We start from the raw sequence: 21,678 nt of genomic DNA on the forward strand, positions 1-21,678 counted from the left end.
CGCCTTGATCGCGGGCACCAGGGTCACGAATGATCCCAGTCACGCAAACTCGCAGACGGCACCACGCCACGCCAGCGGTGTCACGCCGCGAAATGCATGCCCTCCTCTCAACGACTCGGCCAGGACCAGGCCGGCGGCTCATCGTCGTCGACGAGGGTCTCGCCGAACGACTTGCCGAGCGTGATCAGTCGACAGTCGCGCTGAGTCTGCAACACGTTCAGCAGCGCCGGAGCGTGCGAGACGACGACAAGCTGGCTGCGCGTGGCGGCCCGTGCGATCAGACGGGCCAGCGCCGGCAGCAGATCGACATGCAGACTGGTCTCCGGCTCGTTGAGCACCATGAGCGCCGGTGGGCGCGGGGACAGCAGTGCTGCCGCCAGCAGAAGGAACCGCAAAGTTCCATCGGAGAGCTCGCTCATGGCGAGCGCCCGGAGCAATCCATGCTGACGCATCTGCAATTCGAAATATCCCGAACGGGTGGATACCTCGAGTGAGGACTGCGGAAACGCGTCATCGATCGTTTCGGCGAGCGCGGTGCCATCGCCCATTTCCAGAATGGTCTGGATGGCGGCGGGCAGATCCCGCCCATCCGGGGCCAGCACCGACGTACGGGTACCGATGTGCGCACTCCGGGCAGGAGCGTCGGCGCCACAATCGAAGTGATCGTAGAATCGCCATTCCCGCATCGCATCCCGCAGCGTGATCAGCTCCGCACACTCGCGCGGATCCCCGGCGTGTGTCATCATGCTGTCCCAGGGAGCCAGCGATGTGAGCGCCTGCACCCATTCATTGGCCTTGTTGCGTACGCGCACGCTGGCGCCATGACGTTCCGCCAGAATGTTGTGACGACCGGGCCGGGGGCCGAACCACATGGTTTCCGCCTTGATCACCGGGTCCCTCGCAAAGAGCGACGCGCTCGGAACGGGCAGGCCGATATCCACGGCATAGCCGTAGTCGTCGCCCGCAAAACCCAGCTTGAGTGAAACGGGGTCCTTGCGACGCGTTCCCTGCACCGGATGCTCCCCGCGTTTGACCGACGCGCCGAACGATTCGGGACCTGCCCACAATGTGGACGCGAGACCACCTTCCGCCGCCAACGATGCGATCAACCGCCCATGCGCGACCTGCGTCATGAGCCGCAATGCCCGGTACACACTCGACTTGCCCGTGCCATTCGCGCCGGCCACAACCGTGAGTGTGCCCAGCGAAAGACGCAGATCCCGGAGGGAGCGGTATCCGTGGATGGCGATGGTTTCGATCATCTTCGAAATATGACCACGTGCGGCGGACGGTGTATGGTAGCAGCATGACCACGACCGACTTGCGATCGATCGAAACGAGAGTGCATTCTTTCGGCAGTACACTCAGTCGGCAGAAGCTCCAGTCCAATGACTGCTCCCCCCCTTATTCCACGAATTCGAGATGCGTTCTCAGCCAGAACAGAGCCCCGCGCCGTTGCATGCGCTGGTGGTGGACGACGACCCGTCGGTGGTTGCCTGGATTGCCCAGCTGCTCCAGGGAGATGGATGGGATGTGCATGTCGCGCATTCCACCCGGGATGCCCTCGCCACCATTGGCGCACTGCCGATCCAGATAGCCATCGTGGATTTCGAATTGCCGGACGGCCAGGGCACGGCGCCGGTACACTCCCTCCGTCACGCCGTCCCCGAGGCCGCGATTCTCATGCTTTCGGGGCACGACGATGACGACACGGTGGTGAAGGGACTCGAGGCCGGTGCCGACGATTTCATTCACAAGCCGGTTTCGGCTCCGGTGCTGCGCGCCCGCATCGCGGCCGTCCTGCGAAGACATACGCTGCCCGATCGACTCAGCGTGTGCGATCTGGTGCTCGACCGCCACTCGCGTCGGCTCACCGGGACACTTGGCCATGTCCAGCTCACCGCCAAGGAGTTTCAGCTTCTGGCGGCGTTGATGAGTCGTCCCGGCGAAATCCTGTCCCGTGCGACGCTGCTGGCCGACGTCTGGGGATACGACTTCGACCCCGGAACCAGTGTGCTCGACGTGGCCCTCACACGTATCCGTCAGAAGGTGGCCGCGGTCTCCGCACAGTCCACCATCGTGAGCGTGCGAAACGCCGGTGTGCAGATCACAGCCGGATGAGATCGGGGTCTGTCTCCGCGACGGCGTCCAGAAGCTGGCTCGGTGAAAAGGGTTTGGTGAGGACATGCGCGTCGAACGGCAGGACCGCCATGCGGAGGGAAGAGTTCATGCCGTACCCCGTGAGGAAAAGCACACGAATCCCCCAAGTGGTCACCAGCTCGTGCCGGGACAGATCGACACCACCAAGTCCCGGCATGACGAGATCCGTGATGATCAGATCGATCTCATCGCCTCTCCGTCGGAGCACTTCGATGGCGTCCAGACCGTTCTTCGCGACGTGCACGCTGTACCCGGCTTCACTCAGCACGTATTCGGTGAGCTGGCGGACATCACGATCGTCTTCGACCACCAGCACCGTGCCGCTCCGGCGCTGAGGGCTGTTCAGGACCGGTGTCGCTTCCACCGGCACCGCCTCCGCTTCGACCAGTGGGAGATAGACTTCGAAAACCGTGCCCACCCCCGGTGCGGTTTGCACCCCGATATATCCGTTCGCTTCCCGTACCACCTGTAGGGCCGTGGAGAGACCAAGTCCGGTCCCCTGTCCAACGGGCTTCGTGGTGAAGAACGGCTCGAAGATCTGGCGTCTGACTTCGGGAGTCATTCCGCTGCCCGTATCGCGGACCCGTATCAGCGCAAACCGTTCGCGGAGGGCGCTCGCGGGAAGGTCGCCACGATCATGGGCGGCCTGCAGATCCGCGGTCGACGCATTGTTCATCTCGACGGTCAGTTCTCCACCGTACTCCATCGCATCGCGCGCGTTGATGATGAGATTCAGGACGAGTTGTTCGATGCGCCCGGCGTCGGCTTCCACGCTGCCGGTGTCGGGCGCGATCCGCACCTCCACCTGGATGTGCGAGCCGATGAGCCGTCGGATCATCAACTCGAGATTGCGTACGATGTCGCCGAGACCGTATACCCTGGGCTGCAGTACCGGCTGACGGCTGAAGGAAAGCAGTTGTCGGGTGAGCAGCGCGGCACGATCCGCGGCCCGGCGCGCCTGCTGCAGATCCTCTCGCAACCGCCCGCGTTCTCTCGCCTCGGCCAGTGCCATGTCGGTGAAGCCGATGATCGCGGTGAGCGTGTTGTTGAAGTCGTGGGCGACTCCGCCAGCGAGCCTGCCGATCGCCTCCAGCCGCTGCGATTGCCGCATCTGGTGTTCCATCGCCCGCAGAGACGTCACGTCCTGCAACATGAGACAGATGCTTCCGTCCAGATCCGCACCACGCGCCACACGATATGCCGTGACCATCCACACCCGCTTCACCGACTGGCCGGCGACTTCGGTCATCGCAGAAGGGTCGATCAACTCCTCGCGACGCGTCTCGTGTGTCGTGCGAACCTGTTCGAGCAGAAGTCGCAGGACATCGCCCAGCGCGGGATCGAGTCGACTCATCCATTGGGCGTCCGGTGCATCGAAGTGCTCGAGTGCCCGCCAGGCGGCATTCGCCAGGACCAGGCGGTCATCCACCCCCACGATCGCGAAGGCATTGGGCGAGATGTCCGTGATCACGCCGAGACGCTCGGCCGTGCGATCTCTGGCACGGATCGCATCCCGCGCGACATGCGCTTCCCGCACCGTGGACCGGACGAACCGGGTCAGGACATACCAGATGATTGCCAGCGCCACCAGAATCGACGCGAGAACAGCAAAGCGTAAACCTCGCGCGTTCGCCGTGCGTGCATCGTACAGGCGCTGCTCCTCATCCTGAAACTCGGCGATTCGAAGCTGCAGAACCCGCTTTGCCTCCAATGCTTCCCTGTTCGATTCCCCCAGCACAATACCACGCATCGCGCCGTTCCAGTTCACCACCGCGTCGGCGATCGTTTCGACACGACGATGCTGTTGCGGATTGTCGGACGTCAGGGCCTGCATCGTGTCGATCACAGCCAGCAGATCGACAGCCAAGGGTGGACTCGCTGCCGGGATGACGGACTCGGCCTCGGGCTGCGGAACGATCGGTCCTCCTTGCAGCGCAACCGATTCGTGTTCGAAGAGACGCGCCTGGAGTTCGCGGACCATGCGTAGCATCTCCCGCGTATGCTGCACCCATCCAGTTGTTCGTTCGAGTGCGATTCCGCCAAGCACAGTGATCGTCCCGACAACGGCAATCGACAACAAGGCGATGCGATGCAGACGTCGCAATCGCGCTTCCAACACCTCCTGCGCTCCAGGCAGGTCGGAAAATCCGAGCATTCACGCCTCCCGCGCCAGACGACTCCGGGAAAATTTCCCACTTATTCCGCTCGCGGTTTACTCTACGGTGCGGAACGGGATGACGCGAGGGTTGGCGGCGAAATGCGGAGTCGGGTAGTGAGCACTTCACAGGTCGCCATCGGGACCTGCGATGATCTGGGAAGCTCGACCGTGACCGTTGTCAGGATTTTCTCGGGGCCCATCGACGACGGTGTCACGCCGTTTTCCCCTGCCACATCGGTACGACGGGAATTGTCCATCACGTGGTAGCGCCCTGCGGGAAGCCCCAGCAGATAGAAGCCACCGTCACTCATCACGTCCACGGGAAAGCGTTCGTTCCCCTGCTGCGCAATCAGCGTCAACTGCGATGGAAAAGCCGTGCGTGCCTGAAGCTCGCTGGCGAGTCCAGCAGTGTCGAACACCACCTGTCCCTCGAGAATAGCGCCATAGCGCACGGGGAGATCCACCTCCCCGATTCCCGACACCGGTACCTGCACTGTCCACTGCGGTGAGGTCGGGCGCCAACAGGGAAGCGGCATGGTGGTGGAATCGATCCCCACCATCACCGGTTCACTCGCCGACAGCCCGGTGATCTCCGCCCGTCCCCGTTGGTCGGTTTCCATGCGTCGATTGCCTGCGATCACGCCAATGTGCGGGATCAATGGTTCGGACGGATCATACCGTCCATCGTTGTCGAGATCGAGGAACACACGAAGACGCAGTCCTCCTGCCCGAACGATGTGGTCCGCGGATACATGGGCTGACCGTTCGCGCGCATCGATCACCAGCGATCCACCAGCCACCTGTGTCAGCGTCGCGGAGCGCTCTCCCGGCCACACATCACTTCCGCGCGACGGAACCGACAGGTGTGAGACCGTGGTCGTCAGACGCGTCTGACGCAGACGCGGCGACACCATCAGCATCCATCGGCCGAGGCGATCGGCCTGCGAATATGAACGGGCAATCTCGATTTCAGTACGAGGCAACGAGCCGTTGAGGCGGACATCGAAGCGCAGAGCCATCGCCGACCGCGAAGACGCCTGTACCTGCTCTTCGTTCGCGACCGCGACCCGGATCCACCAGGGTGCGCCACGCACCGCCATCCAACGGGGTGCGGCACTCACATCCATGCCCAACGATCGCATCGTGGAGACATTCAGAGCCTTCGTGCGATGAAGCCGGCCGAACAGTTCCGTACGCAATGCACCGATCTGACCTACGATACCGATGTGCTCGAGGTCGACCAGGCTCTCGCGTCCTCCGACGCGCGTCCACGTGCCGATCAGCGACACCCCTTTCAGTCGTGGTACCGCCGTCTGCCACTGCGCGGAGCGGACGGAACGCTGTCCCTCTTCCCGGCCATTGACGGTGAAAAAATGCAACGGCGCCGGATTCCATGTCGCCTGCCATTGTGCCAGACGCTCGCCGTGTGTGGAAAGTCCGGCCAATCCCTGCAGCAGGACCGACGATCCGACCAGCGCATTGGCGCCCAGATAGGGCTGCCACTTTCCATCAGTCCATGTCATTCCGCCGCGGGCGGTCAAACGGGGATGCATCCCGACCCGCCAATCCGTGGCGGCACGCCAATGACATGACGCGACGTCCGCCCCGGGGAAGAAGAACTCATCGGTGCAGCGACCGAACGAGGCGAGATACCGCACGTCACCAGTGGAGAGCTGCGTGACCGGGGCATGCACCAGACGGGAATAGCGCTGCTCACGGCCGTCGGGACTCCAACCAATGATGTCGTAGCGCACGACATCGCCGGTGACAGGAATATCCATGACGATCGCGGTGTCACCCCGGCGTCGCGTCTCGACCAACTGATCATTCACCAACCCCACATAGTTCCACCCGATCGGGGCATCGGTCGTCACTGAAACCAGGCGCGGCAAGAAGGTTTCGCGAAGGGGCCGACCGATCATCACACCGCTGACACGCGCGGCGGACGGCCCGGCATCGTCCACCACGCCCAGACTCACCGTCGGTCGCCAGCCATCGGGACCGGGACGATAGCTCCACGCACCATTGCCCACCGTCGTGCCAGTCGCATCATGTCGCACGTCGATACCAAAATCACCACCGATCGCATGGGTCGACGCGCGGACCAGCGAGGTATACTGCCAGGGATCCGACGCACGCTCCCCGCCGGGCATCTCCGCACGCACCATGCTGCGCTGTGCGGACATCCGATAGTCGAGCTGCAGCACCCCATGCCTTCCACCCACCGGACGCACCCCGAGTGTCGGCAGCGCGCCGGCCTGCATCCGCGGCTCGGCGATGCGGCGTTCGCGGAGCAGGTGCGCACGACGCACCACAGGCCAATGCTCGGCATTCCTCACCACCACGACGGCGGATGCGAGATCCACCTCCATGACGACACCGAGCGCCGTCGCCAGCGTTTCGATCGCGACATAACATCCGGACGCGCTGCGACTGGCGGCGGCATCACACAGTGTCACCGCCGGGCGCCCCGGATACGGCACCACACGTACGGCCTGATGACTCGCCGGTCGGTGCCAACCCGCATGAGCAACGACTTCGCGGGCATCGAGCAGGATGGCGCCATTGTCTTGCTGACGCGCCAGAACGGTGCCGCGATGAATGTTCTGGATGTTGAACTCGAATGCGATCTCGACCGGCCCCGTCGAGTGCGTGTCTGGCGTGTTGCCCCGTGCCGGAGCCGACATCGGCGCCACATCGCCCGGAATCTGCGCGAAAGCCGCGCTTCCCACGATCGGCCACGCCACGAACAGCGATATCAGCAGCCCGCACGAAGACCGACACGTCCGGACCGATGCACGATTCTCCGCCGTTGGCCACAGCATGCGTCGATCTCAGATGATCGAAGCCAACGTGATGACCACCGTGCCGGTATAGCTTCCCGCCATCTGATTGAGTGGTGGCGTCGTGGAGCCTCCCACCCATACATACACATCGGACGCCACCAGCAGCAGCAATCCCAGCACGCCGTTGGCGGGATTGAATGTGGCTCCCCCGGCGGGATTGGAATTGTTCACGCGATACCGGCCGCAGGTACTGCAGAACGACACCGGCATCGTCGCGCCTCCGTCGACATGGGTGAGGCTCGTTGGCAACGACAGCGAAAAACCCAGACTGAGCCCCACGTTGGCGCGAATGCGGAACGACATGGCCGAAGCCGAAGTGGGGGACACCGACGTCGTGGTCCCACTGATGATCGAGCCGAAACTGAGACCGGACAGCGTCGTGACCGATGTCTGCGCACCCGCATCGCCTGCCACCACGAGCAGCAGAGCACCGGCCATCGAGGTCAGCGAGCCACGCCCGCACCACTGCATTCGCCGACGCCCCGACATCAGGGCACCGTGACGGCGACTTTCCGGCTGACCGCCTGCACCGGAAGCAGGGAGGTGCTGGGCACGTCGGGACGTTCGGCGTGTGCAGAAAGCTCGAGTTCGTATGTGCCCCGAGGCAGGGTTCCGAGCGGCAATGCAATCAATGGTTCAATGTCATTGTAGACTCCCAGTGGCAGATTGAGGCGGCTCTGTATCGTGCCCTGGCGGTCGCGCAACACCGCCGCAATGGAGCCCACGAATGCGGCATTGCCCACCCGGGACAAACGCGCGCGGGACTCGATCTGTCCATTCGCAATGCGGACGGACGGCACCCCTATCTTCAGCGCCGTCGAGAGCCCCGCCGGACGATAGAACACCGCCAGCACGGAGCGGACCTCGAGATCCAGCGCGACCTGTGCCTCCGTCACGATTCCGGTGGTCGATGACGGGGAGGCCAGGAGCGGACGCCCCTGACGACTCGTCACCACCAGCCGTGCCCAGTATTCGCGCGCCGCCAACGAACGTTGCGGTGCGGCCACGAGACGGACGACCTGCCGGCCTCCCGCCGGCAACACCAGACGGGAGGGGTATGCGTGCAGAAAGTCCACCGCGGATGGCAGGGTATCCGCGGGATTCTCATCCAGCTTCAGATACATGTTGCCGACACTGTCGGTCGCCGGCAGGCCGAAGGCGAAGGACAATGCGACCTCGGCCGGTGCCGTGCCGGTATTCACCAGCGTGATGGCCGCGGAGGGGCGAGCGGCATCGATGACGATGGCCGTCGGCGCGATGAGTACCGATTGTGCATGCAGCGAGGACACGGCCGACATCCATGCCACACACATGACCGCACGGTTGATCCACATGGTCAGAAGTAGACCACGGTGAGGGTGAGCGTGCCTGTGTATGCACCCGCCGCCTGTGAACTTCCGGGGTGTGCCGTGGCGCCCACGAAGACATACAGATTTCCCGATCCACTCAGCGCGGCCTGTGTGGCCGTGGCACTTGGCGTGAAATCTGTGCCGGAACTCGCGCTGTTGGTGGTGTTACGGCGCGCCGTCCACGTGTCCACTGTGAGAGTGTTGGCACCGTTCGTGATCGTGCTGGGAATGCCGAACGTCATGCTGACATTGCCACTGGCGGCACCGGAAATGGAGAAAGCAGCGGCCCCGGCTTCATTGACGGCAATGGTCTTGGTATTGCCTGGAAACAACGTGCCAAACGCAAGGCCATTCGTGGCGCTGACGGACAGAGGCTGCGATACCGATGCCGTCACATTGGCACTGGCCGAAGTCTGTGCACCGGCCGCGTGTACATTGGCGGTCAGGAGGGCAATGGCAGCGACGACCATCCATTTGGTGCTTACGTCGAACATACGTGCACCGACGAGAAGCGGAGAAGAGCGAAAGTACATGGCAACCTCCACGGCGGGACATCACGATGGGTGAAGAACCCACCGCGACAGGGAGTCGGCCTCAGTGCAGACCCACTGTGTTCTCTTCCCAGTCTCGGATATCGAACCGGACGCTTGAGCGTCAACGGCCTCCACTTCTCTTACAACTGCCTTACAATGCCGTCTCCAGGCGGGCCGGCAGGTGGACCAACGCGTTCATGGCAAACCCATTCACCCATCGTGCACGATGGATGACATCCCTCGGCAGCAGGATGCTTCGTGTGGATCCGAGCACCCCCATTGCTTCGGCGAACAGGGCGCGAACGAGCATGGCCCCTGCACATCGATGTCGACCATCTCCAAAAGCGAATTGACCGGTATCGGGCAGCCGCAGCACGACCCGGTCACCTGCCGCAATCGATATCTCCGCGACCGTCGCCTCGGCCAGTGCCGTCCTGAAGACTGCCCGCACCGGAGCAGCGGCCTGCAACAGAGTGTCGAGCCCTGGGGGGCCGCCGGTCGTGCTCCGAGGCGGCTCCTGGAGCGCCGTCCATCGTTGCGTATCGATCCGAAGCAGGAAAAATGCCGCGGCAATCAGTGTCGGCATCGTCTGCGTCAGCGCCACCAATGCCTGAATGGTGAGCCCATCACCCGGCGCATCCAGGCTTCCGGAAGACTGCAACAGTTGCATCAGCCGGGCCGTGGCGCGCGCTCCGTCGGAAACGTCGCCTTCGGAATCCGGCCGAGCGGCATCGTCACCAGCAAATGCCGCAGCGATGAATATCGCTCGTGTGAGCGGCTCTGCCCGATCGACGATTCCGGATGGAATCCCGAGCAACGCAGCCGCAACGTCACGGCACCACGGACGAATCAGGTCGTCCACGAGATCGATCTCGTCGGTCGCGGAACTGGCACCCACGTAACGCCCGGTGAGTGTCCGCAGTCGATCGGTCATCAACGTGCCCAGCTGTCCGACGACCTCCGGATCGGGGCGAAGCACACGCAGCGCGGCCGGAGACATCCACCAATGGTGAGGCTGTACCACGGCATCGACGGAGGTCGGGTGAGTCTCGGGCCGCATGCCTGGCGTTCCGAAGCGCGCGTCGCGAAGCACGGCCTGGATGTCCGCCGCACGCGTGATCAGCCAGGCCTGACGCTGCGGATCGAAGTACGGCGCCCGGTCGATTCCGACTTCATCCATGACGAGCGGCGCGAAACGTGAGCGTGATGGGGCCACTCTCCAAAGTTACGTCGCGCCTCCTGCAGGCGCGATGCGGCCGGGAGAAGACCACGTCAAACCCGTCGACACATCTCCCGTGCATTGGCCCGTACCTTGGAATACACGCTCCTTCCACAGCATCACAGCGAGAGGCGAAACGTATCCTCGGCCACGACGTTCCCGTTGATCTGGATTTCCACCCGGTGCACGCCGGCATGATACCGACGGGTGGTGATGGGTTTGACGGAATGTTTGCGCTGGAGTGTGCGCTCGCCGCGGGCCGGAAGTTCCAGCGTCCAGCCTTTGAACACTTTGGGTGACGTGCTTCCATCAGCCTTCACGTGATGCACGACATAGTCGATCACCAGCGTCTGTGCGGACTTCGCGGTCGAGGTGAGTTCGAGCGTGAGAGTGAGTGCGTCGCCGAGTACGATGCGGCGCGGCTTCACGTGGAATGTCGCCCGTCCGAGGAACGGCGCACCAAGCCCCCAGGCCTGGAGTGTACGCCGGTCGCCCTTCTTGATGAGCGTACGGCTCGCGTGGCGGAGCAGTGCCCGGCGTTCCGCCGATGCCTCCGGGAGATGCCGTTCCACCCAGTGGGCCACCAGGGCCGGATGATCCTTGGCAATGTCGTTGAGATGATTGGCCACACTGCGCCGGACGTACTCACTCGGATCGTCCAGCAGTGCCTCCAGCAGGGGCCACGAAGGCGACGGATCGGTGATGAGCGTCTTGAGCTGCAATCCCCACGGGAGCCGCGGCCGTGTCCCCTCGCTCACCAGCCGGCGCACATGCTCACTGGGATCCTTCGTCCAGCCTGTCAGCGTGTCGTATACCAGACGGGGATGCGCGACGATGAGGGGACGAATCGCGAATTCCGCGGTGAATCGCTGCGTCAGGGCATGCAGGAACCGCAGCGCACGCTCCGGATGATGCACCCCGCGGCGGGCCGCGTATTCCCCCACGGACCAGAGAAACCACCCACTCAGGCCATTTTCCGCCAGATGCATGACCGGCCCATCCTCCCGCACACCGACAGGCGCCATTGCCCGTTCCAGAAGCGTGGCTGCGTCATCGAACTCCGCCGGCAGCGACGCGTCCAGCGCGTCGGCGACACACATCGCACGGGCTTTGAGCTCCAGGGCATCCAATTGTGGAACCACGCGTGCAATGAAGGGTTTGGCTTTGAAGCGTGCGTCGACCTGTTCGAGGTGTTTCGCCGCGTCGCGCACCAGTGCCGCGTTGATGAGATGCTTGAAGGGTTCCGCCATGAGGAGAATCTGCATGGTGTGCCGGCAACCGGACACCGGCCCGGCGTGTCACATCGGGCCTCCCGGTCGTACCGCGTCCCGTGCACCTTTCATCGACAGCCCCGGACGTCCCGCTCAGGAGCCATCATCATGTTTCGTCCCAGTCCCATGCTTCCAGTCATGTTCGCCGTCACCTTGCTGGCAGCGGTGCCGTCCGTCGGCATGGCGCAGGGGCCGGGCAATGCGCGTGGCGCGGCCCGGGCAACGACGAAGGGCGGCACGGCACAGGCCCCCAAAAACACGAAGAACACCGATGTGACCACGCTGCTCGGTGCCTGGTCGGGGACCGCCACCATTCCCCTCGGCGACAGCACGATCGTCGTGCCGGTGACGTACAATTTTGCGCAGACCAATGGCGTCCTGGCGGGCGTTGCGATGGTCCCCGGACAGGGCTCCGGTCCCATCGGCAAAGTCGTGAAAGACGGCGACCGTATCCGTTTCGTGGTCACCGCGCCCGAGAATCGCCTGCTGGAACACGAGGGCACGCTTTCCGCATCGCGTGTCATCGAAGGCATGGTGAATCTCGACAACAAGCCCATCGCCAGGTTCCGCATCACGCCCGCAAAACCCGGCACGGCTCCGCGATGAATGCCGCGCCGGCCTAGGCTCCGGTGCCGGCGCGCGATTCCATCCGCGGTTCGGTCGGTCGATCCATCTGCAGGAGTTGAAACGCGGCATTGGACACGAGACAGTAGGCCGCGAAGCAGTAGAAGCCGACACCGGCAACCGCGGACAGGTTGGCCGTCCCTTTGGCCACCAGCAGCGCAATCAGCATGCCCACCGCGAACACGTCGGCCATCGACCACTTGCTGATGGCCCGCACGAACACAAAGAGCCGGTAGGACCAGGCCGATCTGCGCAGAGCGACGATGGGAACCAGCAGCGCGGCCTTGGTGAGCGGCACCAGTATGCTGAAGAGCAGAATGAGGCCGGCGACAAAATGATTGCCGGTGTCGTTCAGACTGCGGATGGCACCGACCACGCTGCGGGTTTCGTTCGTCAGCTCGCGGGTGACACCGAACAGTTCCATCGTGGCCTTGATGGTCAGGACCGGTTCCACGAGCCCGGGCCACAACAACGCCAGGGAGATCAGCGAAAGCAACAACGCGAGGCGATTGCGGTTGGTCATGTCCCGACGTTACCACCGGGAGCGCCGCTCTTCCAGCACATCGTGCCGGTTCGAGGGCTGCTCTGTGCCTGCTCCGTGTCGTTCGGGGAGGACTGTCGCCTCAACAGTCGTTTCGTCACCGACGTATCTTCCGGCATCTCGTCCCTCAGCATCGCCGACGCCATGTTGGAGCCATGACTTCACCCGACGCGCCCTTCCAATCCGCCGTGGCCCTCGCCAACCGTCTCGATCAGGAGATCGGGCGGGTCATCATCGGGCAGCGACAGGTCCGGCGGGAGGTGCTGATATGCCTGTTGGCGGGCGGACATTGTCTGCTGCGAGGGGTGCCGGGGTTGGCCAAGACCCTGCTGATCAAGACGCTGGCCGATGCGGTGCATCTGCGGTTCAGCCGGATTCAGTTCACCCCCGATCTCATGCCCTCCGATATCCTCGGCACGGAGGTCATCGAGGAGGACCCTACCACGGGCAAACGACAGGTGCGGTTCATTCCGGGACCGGTGTTCGCCAACGTGATTCTCGCCGACGAGATCAATCGCACACCACCACGCACCCAATCGGCGCTGCTGGAAGCGATGCAGGAATACCAGGTCACGGTGGGTGGTGTGCGCCACGCGCTCGAGCGCCCGCTGTTCGTGCTGGCCACCGAAAATCCCATCGAACAGGAAGGCACGCATCCGCTGCCCGAAGCGCAGCTCGATCGGTTCATGTTCAACGTGGTGATCGACTACCCCGATCCCGACGACGAACGACGCATCCTCGCCGATACCACCGTCGACAGCAGTGCGCAAGTGACGCCGGTGGCCACCGGCGCCGAACTGGAGGCCGCCCGGCATCTCGTCCGCTCCATGCCCGCGGCGTCGAATGTGGTGGACTACGCGCTCCGGCTCATTCGCGCCACACGACCGGCGGATGCCACGTGCCCGGCGGACGTGCGGGAGTGGGTGCGCTGGGGAGCCGGTCCCCGCGCCGGCCAGGCGCTGCTGCTCGGAGCGAAGGCCACGGCATTGCTCGACGGACGGACCGTTCCGTCTCCGGATGATGTGGCACGGGTGGCGCTGCCGGTGCTGCGCCACCGTCTGCTGGTCAACTTCCGGGCCGAAGCCGAAGGCGTGTCCGTCGATAGGGTGATCGGCCTGCTGTTGAACGCCATACGCGCCTGAGACAGGGAGCGCATGCCTGCGCCATCGACCGGGAGTCTCTCCCCCACACTCGTGACGGCCATCGAGGATCTCGAACTCGCGGCGCGTGTGGTCGTGGAAGGGCTGCGGGTGGGTGGTCATCGCAGTCCGTTTCACGGAACGGGCGCGGAGTTTCACCAGCACCGTCCCTACCGACCCGGCGATGATCTCAAGCATCTCGACTGGAAGGTGTACGCGCGCAGCAATCGCCTCTACACCCGTCAGTTCAGAGAGACCACCAATGTCGGCGTGATGCTGGTGCTCGATACCAGCGGATCGATGGACTATCCGCCGGGCGCGGCTCATTCGAAGTTGCGTTACGCCATCCTTCTCGCCGCGGCGCTGGCCCATCTCGCGGTGCAACAGGGTAATGCCGTGGGACTTATGACGATGTCCGGTGCGACGATGGCCTATCTTCCGGCCCGCAGTGGCCGGGTGCACCTGCGGGCGCTGCTGGCCCGCCTGGATGGTCTGACGGCAACCGGTGTGGGGGACCCACCCATGGCCATCGGCCGCGCCGCGGAATTGCTGCAGCGTCGCGGGTTGGTGATGGTGCTCTCCGACTTCTACGATCGGGAGGCGGAGACACAGCGTGAACTGCGCCATGTGGTGCAACGTGGCCACGATGCCGCCATGCTGCAGATGACGGCCCCCGACGAGCTCCGCCTGCCGTTCACGGAGCAGGTGGAAGTGCGCGATCTCGAGACGGGCCAGCGACAACTTCTCGATCCGGCGACGGGAGCCGTTGTCTATCATCGCGAATACGAGGCATTCCTCACCCACTGGCGTCGATTTGCCCAGCAGGAAGGCATCGACTACGGGCAGTTCGATTGCAGCGAACCGCCGGAACGCACCTTGCGGGACTATCTGCTGCGTCGCACCACCTGATGCAGTGGCTCAACCCCTGGGCATGGACCGGCCTCGTCCTGCTCGCCGTACCGATCGTGGTGCATCTGTTCAGCAGGAAGCCGCCACGGGTATTCGATTTTCCGTCGTTGCGGTTCATCCAGCCCTCGGCGCTGCGCCCCACGCGCCGTTCGTCATTGCACGACATCCCGCTGCTGCTGGTACGTCTGGCCATTCTTGGCGCTGCGGTGATGGCACTCGCCCAGCCGTTCCGGCACGCACCGGATCGTTCCGATGGGACATCAGGGACACCGGTCACCGGCGCACGTGGCGCGCCCGGGGCCGCGGCGTCGATGGCCATTGTCGTGGAACGCCCGATGTCGGCCACTGCGGATCAGTCGGATCAGCGTGTCCGCATCACAGGCGACACGCTGCACCTGACCGCCGATGACGCCTCGGGCACCACACTGCGGTCGAACATCACGCGGGCCGTGGCATGGCTCCGCGCACGTCCCGCCCCCCGCACGTTGATCGTACGGTCGACGTTTGCCCGCAGTGTCCTGGATTCGGGTGATGTGGCCATGCTGCCCAGCGACGTGCAGGTCGTGCTCGACCCGTTGCCGGTTGCCGCGGATTCCTCGAAGCAAGCCCTCGCATCGCGGGATCGTTCCGTGCTTTCCACGATCGCACGGGACACGATCGAATGGATCACCACACTCGATCCATCGACGGCCGATGCGGTCGTGCGCACCGTTCACGCCCTGGGTGGAGCCGTGGTCCGTGTGACGGCACGACCGGCCAGTGCGACGAGCGAATCGGGCATGCAGGTCTCGGCGTCCCTGCCTCGCCTGCTCGCCGCAGCGGATGATCCGACCCTGCGCGTGCTGGCCCTCACACCGCCTGCGCGGTGGCAGTTCCATCCTGCGGACACCACAGCGGGGCAGGAGAAAAACCGACGCCTTCCCCTGCTCTTCGATGCAGCGGGCGCGGTGGCCCTTTCCGGAACTTTCAGCGACGCCCGTCCCGCGTTGATATCGCATCCACCCGAGCAGCCCACACTGGCGGCGGCAGCCTTGCTCGCGCTGTCGGACAACACGGCCATTCACATGCGTCGTATGCCGCCGGCCATCGACACCGAATACCGGACGGCCGCGAGCCTGCGGCAATGGCAACGGTTGCCATCGGCCAGTCCCATCGGCGTCGGTGCAATGACCGATATCCACACGGTGCCGACGTTCGCGCGCTGGGGCTGGCTGCTCGTGTTCGCGCTGGTCGGCTTCGAATGGATCCTTCGACGGCGGGCGACGTGACCACCGACGTGACTGTCGACATGACCACGGACACGCAGCGTCTTTCCGTCAGACGATTGCGGGACGCGGTCACGGTCCGTCGGGCATGGTTCACGACCGGATTCGGTGCGGCCATCGGTCTCGATATCGCCGCCCTCTGGCAACTGCGACATCTGTGGATCACATCGCCGGATATCCATGCGCTGTCACGGTTCGCCCATGTGGCGCTGGCTCTCGGTCATGCCCTGCTGTTCGCCGCTGCCGGCGCGCTCACGGGATACGGGTTGTTCCGGATGCGCCGGACAGCGGCAATGGCCAACGCCGATCTCGAACAACTCGTACCGCACTCGCACAACCTGTTGTTCACCGCACTCGAAGCCGACGATACCGGCTCCGCCGATCCAGCGACGGTGCAGTTGGCCACGGCGCGGTCCGCCATGTGGTATCGTGCCGCTCGACTTGCCGCATCGATCGATATTCCCGCGCTGCTGCCCTCGACGGGCGCGAGGCGCGCACTCGTCACTGCAGTCGTGTTGTGGGCAATGGCCACCGTGGCCTCGATGGTGATACCGTCGGGAGCAGCCGATCGCAGTATCCGGCGGGCCGTCGCCAATGTCACCGGCACACGCGCCATCTCGCGCATCGATGTCGTGGTGACTCCACCTGCCTACACCGGCCGTTCCGCACAGGACGTCCGCCAGCCCACACACATCGAAGCGCTGGAAGGCAGCACGCTGACGTTCAGGGTGGCCTCCACCGCAGACACGCTGCACGTGACCACCGACAGTGGCGAGGTGAAAATCCCCCGTCCCGAACACGGCGACTTCCAGTGGCGCACGACCATACGTCACGACGGGTTCGCGGCATTCGCGACCACGAGTGAAGGTGAGCCTCGGCTGATCGCGATCGGCATGCAATCGGATGCTCCACCGGGCGTGCGCATCACCTCGCCGGCCCGTGATCTCGTCGTCGACAGCACGCGCCACACACTCGCCATTGCGGTGGAAGCGGGAGACGACATCGGCCTGCGGTCACTGTCGCTGCACTACACGAAGGTATCCGGCTCCGGTGAACGGTTCACGTTCGTCGAGGGGCAGATTCCCGTGCGCGTCACGCGATCGTCCGGCACGGCCTGGCACGCGACGGCCACGCTGCGACTGGACTCGCTGCTCACCGAACCGGGAGACCTGGTCGTGTACCGCGCCCGCGTCACCGATGCACGTCCGGGAGCCGATGCCACGGAATCGGACGCCTTCATCGCGGAACGCGCCGCCGCTGGCGGCATCGCGGCCGCGGGGTTCGCCCTCGATCCCGATGAAGACCGCTATGCGGTAAGTCAGCAGATGGTGATCCTCAAAACGGAGCGACTCATCGCATCGCGGAAAGCCCTCTCGCCGTCGCAGATCGCGGAACAGGCACTGCAACTCGCCACCGAACAGCGTCGGGTGCGCGCCGAATTCGTGTTCATGACGGGTGGGGAGTTCGAACAGGCCGTCGTGGCGGATGAAGAGGGTGTCGCCGATCTCGACGAGACCCACGAAGCGGAAAGTGAAGCCGACCTCGCCGCCGGACGCATGGTGAACCGCGGGCGCACGGCGCTGCTGACGGCCATTCGAGCGATGGGGCGCGCTTCGCTGGCCCTGGGCGAACAGGATCTCACCACCGCGCTCCGGCATGAGCGCACCGCCCTGACCAATCTGCAGGAGGCCTTTGCCCGTCAGCGCTTTCTCATGCGGGCGCTCACGCAGCGCGAGCAACTCGATTTCACACGTCGACTCACGGGTCCATTGGACAGCATTGCCCGCGCACCGCGCGCCACACCGGTGGGCAGTGTCGACACACAGCGTGTGGAGTTGCGGCGCGTCCTCGATGCGCTCGTGGCACACGCCCATCCGGCATCGCCGACGGCATCGCCGAACACGGCGTCCGATCGTCCGCCCACGCTTTCCGCGTTGGCCTTACGTGTCCTGCAACTCGCTCCCGGTGATGCCCGCGCACAGCGCGTCGCCAGCTGGTTGCAGAGCGCCGGCAAGGGAAGAGAAACGGAATCGAACCCGTCACGCGACGGCCGCGCCGCGCTGGACTCCGCATCACTGACACTTTCCACCTGGCTCGGCACGCTGACACCCGGCAGCGATGCCGGTGTCGGTGAACGGGCTTCCGACATCCCTGCCCTCCGACGGCAGTTGCAATCGGAGGCCAGGGGACGGGGCGGCAAGGTGACCCCCCGATGAACGGTGAATCCCCGACAAAAGCGGTGCGTGTCGCGATACCGCGCGCGGAGTGGATCGCCCGATCGATCGCGCTCGCCATCATCATCGCCGGCATCGTCGATCCCGCGATCACGATCGCGCGTCGCGTGAAGCCGGTGATATCAATCGTCACTGCCGACAGCCTGGGCAACGCCGCGGCACTCGGCGCCGTGCAGCAGCGCCTCGCCGATCGGACGACTCCAGTGATCGGCCATGTACCGGGCGCCACCGCGCAGGTGGTGGTCGGATCACGACTGCCCGCGGCGGTGATCGGGGAATCCATCCCATCATTCGTGGTGAGCACCGGCACGACACACCGCCTGCATTTTGAAACGCTCGACATCCCCGACATCATCCCTCTCGACGCTCGCACACCGGTATCCGCACGTATTGCCCGCGAACCGCTGGTGTCGGCTTCGGGCCCGGTGGCGGACACCACGCAGGCCCTGCTCGAGTTGCGTGAGGACGGCATGCTGCTCGACCGCCGAACCCTGTCGCTCGCCGCGGGTGCGCGCACGCGTCAGTCGCTGGCCTACGCGCCGTCACGCGCCGGTGCGCACATCGTCGATGTCCATCTCATCGATGGGCCGGACACGGTGCAATGGACACACCCGGTGCTCGCCCGTGAGCAGCGCTGGAACGTATTGGTGTTCGATCCGCGTCCTTCATGGCTGTCCACGTTCGTGCGCCGCGCACTCGAGCAGGACATCCGATTCGACGTGCGCAGCCACATCGTCACGTCCACCAATGTCGGGCGCGCCACCGCCCGTGCCGCGCCGTCCATCAACACGGTGGAGCGCCTATCGCCGCTGCCGGATGTACTCATCGTGGGGGCGCCCGATGCCCTGACGGCCACCGATGCGGCTGCGCTGGAGCGCCTGCTCGATACACATGGCGTCTCCGTGGTGCTTCTGCCCGATCACCTGGTTTCGGGCGGGGGGCTCAATACCAGGGCGCCCGCTCTCGATGCGCTACTGGGCGCGCGGGGCTGGCACCTGCTGCCTCCCACACGAGCCGATACGCCGCGCCGGATCTCACGCGAAACACCCGCTGGCAGTTTTGCCAACGGCACGGCCGACTCGATTCAACTGTTGGCGACCTCGGTCGGCGCGCCCCACACATGGCCCGATGATATCGAGATCGTTGCCTCGACCATCGCCGCCGGTGCGTCCGGATCAGCGCGGTCGGCAACGGACACGGTACCCGTGATATGGCGCCGTGCACGCGGACGCGGAGAACTGCTGGTCAGTTCCGCATTCGACACCTGGCGGTTCCGTGATGCCCAGCGCTCCACGTTCGAAGCGACCTGGCGCGATCTCGTGGCACACGCCGCCAGGCAGCGTGTGCCCCGCCTCCGCGTCACGCCCGATCGCGATGGACGCGGAGCCATCGTGCAGGTGGACGACCAGGTGGACCACGTCGATGCGACGCCGCCCATCCTGACCCGCCTCGGCTCTGGGGACACGGCGACAGTCCGGCTGCTGCCAACCGTGCTACCGGGCACCTGGCGTGCCGTCTGGTCCACTTCCGCTGAAACGCCAGCCGCGCCGCCGGCTCTGCTGCGTGCGAGTCATGGTCGGGACACCGTCTTCATCCCCATCCCCATCCCCGTGCATGCGCCGGGCGCCCGTTCCGGGGGCGATACTCCCCACGAGCAGCTCCTGGCCTGGGCCACCCACTCAGGTGGCCAGGTGGTGCCCCTGGAAGCCCTCGATTCGCTCGCCCATCTGGTCATGGCCACGGTGGGTGAGCGTCGCGACTCGTCCCCGTGGCATCCGATGCGATCGGGGTGGTGGATCGTGCCTCTGACCCTCGCATTTGGGACGGAATGGTGGCTACGTAGACGTCGCGGATCTCCCTGAGATTTTCCCGAAGCGACTCGTCCCGTCCCTGCCCTCCCCTTTCTCACCGCGTCCCCCCGCGCATGTACACACGCGAACAAGTGAAGGCGATCACCGACAAGGTGATCGACATGGCAAAGGCCGATACCGTCGAGGTGCAATTCACCGGCGGCGAGCGGTCCGGCACGCGATGGGCGAACTCGTCCATCACCACGAACCTCGTGCAGTTCGACCTCAACGTGAATGTCTCCGTGCGGGTCGGGCAGAAAGTGGGCACCGCGAGCACGCGGGACACCTCCGACGCCGGTCTCAGGGCGATGGTCGCGGAAGCCATCGCGGAAGCCCAGGCCGCACAGGACTCCCAGAACCTGCCCGAACTGCTGGGCCCGCAGGAATACATCCCCGTCGACTCCGCCCTGCCGAACATGGTGCGTGTCGGTCCGGCCGAGCGCGGACGGATGGTGAAGGAGAGCATCGACATCGCCACGTCCAAAGGCGTGGTGGGCGCGGGCTACATGCCCAAGAACGATATGGCCAATGCGACGGCCAATTCGAAGGGACTCTTCGCCTACTATCGCTCTGCCGATCTGGGCTTCGTCCTGACCTGCCGCATGGCGGACGGCAGTGGTTCCGGCTTCGCGGCCATCAGCGGCGTGAAAGACTTCAGCATGATCGACGTGAAGGCGCTCACCGAGCGCGCGGCCGAGAAAGCGCTGCGCAGCCGGAACGCCAAAGCGCTCGAGCCGGGCCGATACACCGTGATTCTCGAACCCCGCGCCAACGCCCGCTTCCTCTCGCTGGTGACGGGAATCTTCGGCAGCCGCGGATTTGGTGGTGGTGGGTTCGGTGGCGGCGGCTTCGGAGGCCCACCGGGTGGGGGGCCTCCGGGTGGCGGCCCTCCGGGGGGTGGGCCCCCGGGTGGTGGTGCTCCTGACGGCGCGGCCGGCGCTCCCCCAGGCGGAGGTGGTGGAGGCGGCGGCGGAGGAGGTGGTGGCGGCGGCATGTTCGGGGGCATCGGTGGGCCCGATGCATTCATGCGCGGGAAAAAGCCCGGCGACAAACTCTTCAGCGATCTCTTCACGTTGAAGAGCGACATCGGCAATCAGGTGCTGCGTCAGTCCACCATCGGCCCCGACAACAAACCGGCCGCCCCTGTCACGTGGGTGGAGAACGGGGTGCTGCGTACGCTCGGCGCCAGTGCGGCGGCATCCACCAATCAGAGTCTCGTGCAGGAAGGCAGTGGACTCTCGGTGGAAGACATGATCAAGCAGACGCGCCGTGGTCTGCTGGTCACGTCGTTCTGGTACATCCGCGGTGTGCCATCGCAGGAACAGCCGCTGCTCAACACCGGCATGACGCGCGATGGGCTCTTCCTCATCGAGAATGGAGAGATCGTCGGCCCGGTACAGAATTTCCGCTGGAACATGTCCCCGCTGGTCGGCTACAACAATCTCACGCTCGTGGGCAAGCCCGTGCCGATGCTGCTCGGTGAATCCTTCGACAGCGGCAATGCGGCGCTCGTACCGCCGGTGCGCATCGAAGAGTTCTACATGACGTCCGTTTCTCCCGCGGTCTGACCGACTCACTTC

General features: G+C 64.9%; 17 protein-coding genes. 8 read left to right on the forward strand and 9 right to left on the reverse strand.

Annotated features, from left to right (window positions below; genetic code table 11):
• Positions 1-107 precede the first annotated feature (107 nt).
• Positions 108-1,262: an AAA family ATPase gene (locus WG208_RS18000; RefSeq protein WP_337172779.1), complete on the reverse strand. Its 1,155-nt coding sequence runs from the start codon at positions 1,260-1,262 to the stop codon at positions 108-110.
• Between the two features lie 160 nt (positions 1,263-1,422).
• On the opposite strand from WG208_RS18000, the gene WG208_RS18005 reads away from it, so the two are divergent.
• Positions 1,423-2,121 carry a response regulator transcription factor gene (locus WG208_RS18005; RefSeq protein WP_337172780.1) on the forward strand — a complete coding sequence of 233 codons (699 nt, stop codon included), beginning with the start codon at positions 1,423-1,425 and terminating at the stop codon, positions 2,119-2,121.
• Here WG208_RS18005 and WG208_RS18010 read toward each other — a convergent pair.
• The 7 genes from WG208_RS18010 to WG208_RS18040 all read right to left on the reverse strand — a co-directional run bounded on the left by WG208_RS18010 (position 2,108) and on the right by WG208_RS18040 (position 11,530).
• Entirely contained in the window at positions 2,108-4,315 is a 2,208-nt protein-coding gene (locus WG208_RS18010) for an ATP-binding protein (protein WP_337172781.1), read from the reverse strand. The genes WG208_RS18005 and WG208_RS18010 overlap by 14 nt on opposite strands.
• 62 nt (positions 4,316-4,377) lie before the next feature.
• Positions 4,378-7,065, reverse strand: a complete 2,688-nt coding sequence (locus WG208_RS18015) for a hypothetical protein (RefSeq protein WP_337172782.1) — start codon at positions 7,063-7,065, stop codon at positions 4,378-4,380.
• A gap of 87 nt (positions 7,066-7,152) precedes the next feature.
• Positions 7,153-7,602 carry a hypothetical protein gene (locus WG208_RS18020; RefSeq protein WP_337172783.1) on the reverse strand — a complete coding sequence of 150 codons (450 nt, stop codon included), beginning with the start codon at positions 7,600-7,602 and terminating at the stop codon, positions 7,153-7,155.
• Positions 7,603-7,652: 50 nt separating this feature from the next.
• Positions 7,653-8,498, reverse strand: a complete 846-nt coding sequence (locus WG208_RS18025; RefSeq protein WP_337172784.1) for a hypothetical protein — start codon at positions 8,496-8,498, stop codon at positions 7,653-7,655.
• A gap of 2 nt (positions 8,499-8,500) precedes the next feature.
• Entirely contained in the window at positions 8,501-9,007 is a 507-nt protein-coding gene (locus WG208_RS18030) for a DUF4402 domain-containing protein (protein ID WP_337172785.1), read from the reverse strand.
• A gap of 190 nt (positions 9,008-9,197) precedes the next feature.
• Positions 9,198-10,262 carry a hypothetical protein gene (locus tag WG208_RS18035; protein ID WP_337172786.1) on the reverse strand — a complete coding sequence of 355 codons (1,065 nt, stop codon included), beginning with the start codon at positions 10,260-10,262 and terminating at the stop codon, positions 9,198-9,200.
• Positions 10,263-10,384: 122 nt separating this feature from the next.
• Positions 10,385-11,530, reverse strand: coding sequence for a DNA alkylation repair protein (locus WG208_RS18040; protein WP_337172787.1), 1,146 nt, complete (start codon positions 11,528-11,530; stop codon positions 10,385-10,387).
• Positions 11,531-11,674: 144 nt separating this feature from the next.
• On the opposite strand from WG208_RS18040, the gene WG208_RS18045 reads away from it, so the two are divergent.
• A complete protein-coding gene (locus tag WG208_RS18045) occupies positions 11,675-12,142 on the forward strand; it encodes a hypothetical protein (protein ID WP_337172788.1) in 468 nt (155 codons plus the stop codon).
• 13 nt (positions 12,143-12,155) lie between these two features.
• Here WG208_RS18045 and WG208_RS18050 read toward each other — a convergent pair whose 3' ends face one another.
• Positions 12,156-12,683 carry a paraquat-inducible protein A gene (locus WG208_RS18050; RefSeq protein WP_337172789.1) on the reverse strand — a complete coding sequence of 176 codons (528 nt, stop codon included), beginning with the start codon at positions 12,681-12,683 and terminating at the stop codon, positions 12,156-12,158.
• 173 nt (positions 12,684-12,856) lie between these two features.
• Here WG208_RS18050 and WG208_RS18055 point away from each other — a divergent pair, with 173 nt between their 5' ends.
• From WG208_RS18055 to WG208_RS18080, 6 genes are all read left to right on the forward strand, one after another.
• Positions 12,857-13,843, forward strand: a complete 987-nt coding sequence (locus WG208_RS18055; RefSeq protein WP_337172790.1) for a MoxR family ATPase — start codon at positions 12,857-12,859, stop codon at positions 13,841-13,843.
• Between the two features lie 12 nt (positions 13,844-13,855).
• A complete protein-coding gene (locus WG208_RS18060) occupies positions 13,856-14,749 on the forward strand; it encodes a DUF58 domain-containing protein (RefSeq protein WP_337172791.1) in 894 nt (297 codons plus the stop codon).
• Complete coding sequence (locus tag WG208_RS18065) at positions 14,749-16,017, forward strand: BatA domain-containing protein (protein ID WP_337172792.1); 1,269 nt, start codon at positions 14,749-14,751, stop codon at positions 16,015-16,017. Before WG208_RS18060 ends, WG208_RS18065 begins: the two co-directional genes overlap by 1 nt.
• Positions 15,990-18,230, forward strand: a complete 2,241-nt coding sequence (locus tag WG208_RS18070) for a hypothetical protein (RefSeq protein WP_337172793.1) — start codon at positions 15,990-15,992, stop codon at positions 18,228-18,230. Before WG208_RS18065 ends, WG208_RS18070 begins: the two co-directional genes overlap by 28 nt.
• Positions 18,227-20,110 carry a hypothetical protein gene (locus WG208_RS18075; RefSeq protein ID WP_337172794.1) on the forward strand — a complete coding sequence of 628 codons (1,884 nt, stop codon included), beginning with the start codon at positions 18,227-18,229 and terminating at the stop codon, positions 20,108-20,110. Before WG208_RS18070 ends, WG208_RS18075 begins: the two co-directional genes overlap by 4 nt.
• Positions 20,111-20,172: 62 nt before the next feature.
• Positions 20,173-21,666 carry a metallopeptidase TldD-related protein gene (locus WG208_RS18080; RefSeq protein ID WP_337172795.1) on the forward strand — a complete coding sequence of 498 codons (1,494 nt, stop codon included), beginning with the start codon at positions 20,173-20,175 and terminating at the stop codon, positions 21,664-21,666.
• The last annotated feature ends 12 nt before the right edge of the window (positions 21,667-21,678 follow it).

The sequence above is a fragment of the Gemmatimonas aurantiaca genome (assembly GCF_037190085.1).
GTDB lineage: Bacteria > Gemmatimonadota > Gemmatimonadetes > Gemmatimonadales > Gemmatimonadaceae > Gemmatimonas > Gemmatimonas aurantiaca_A.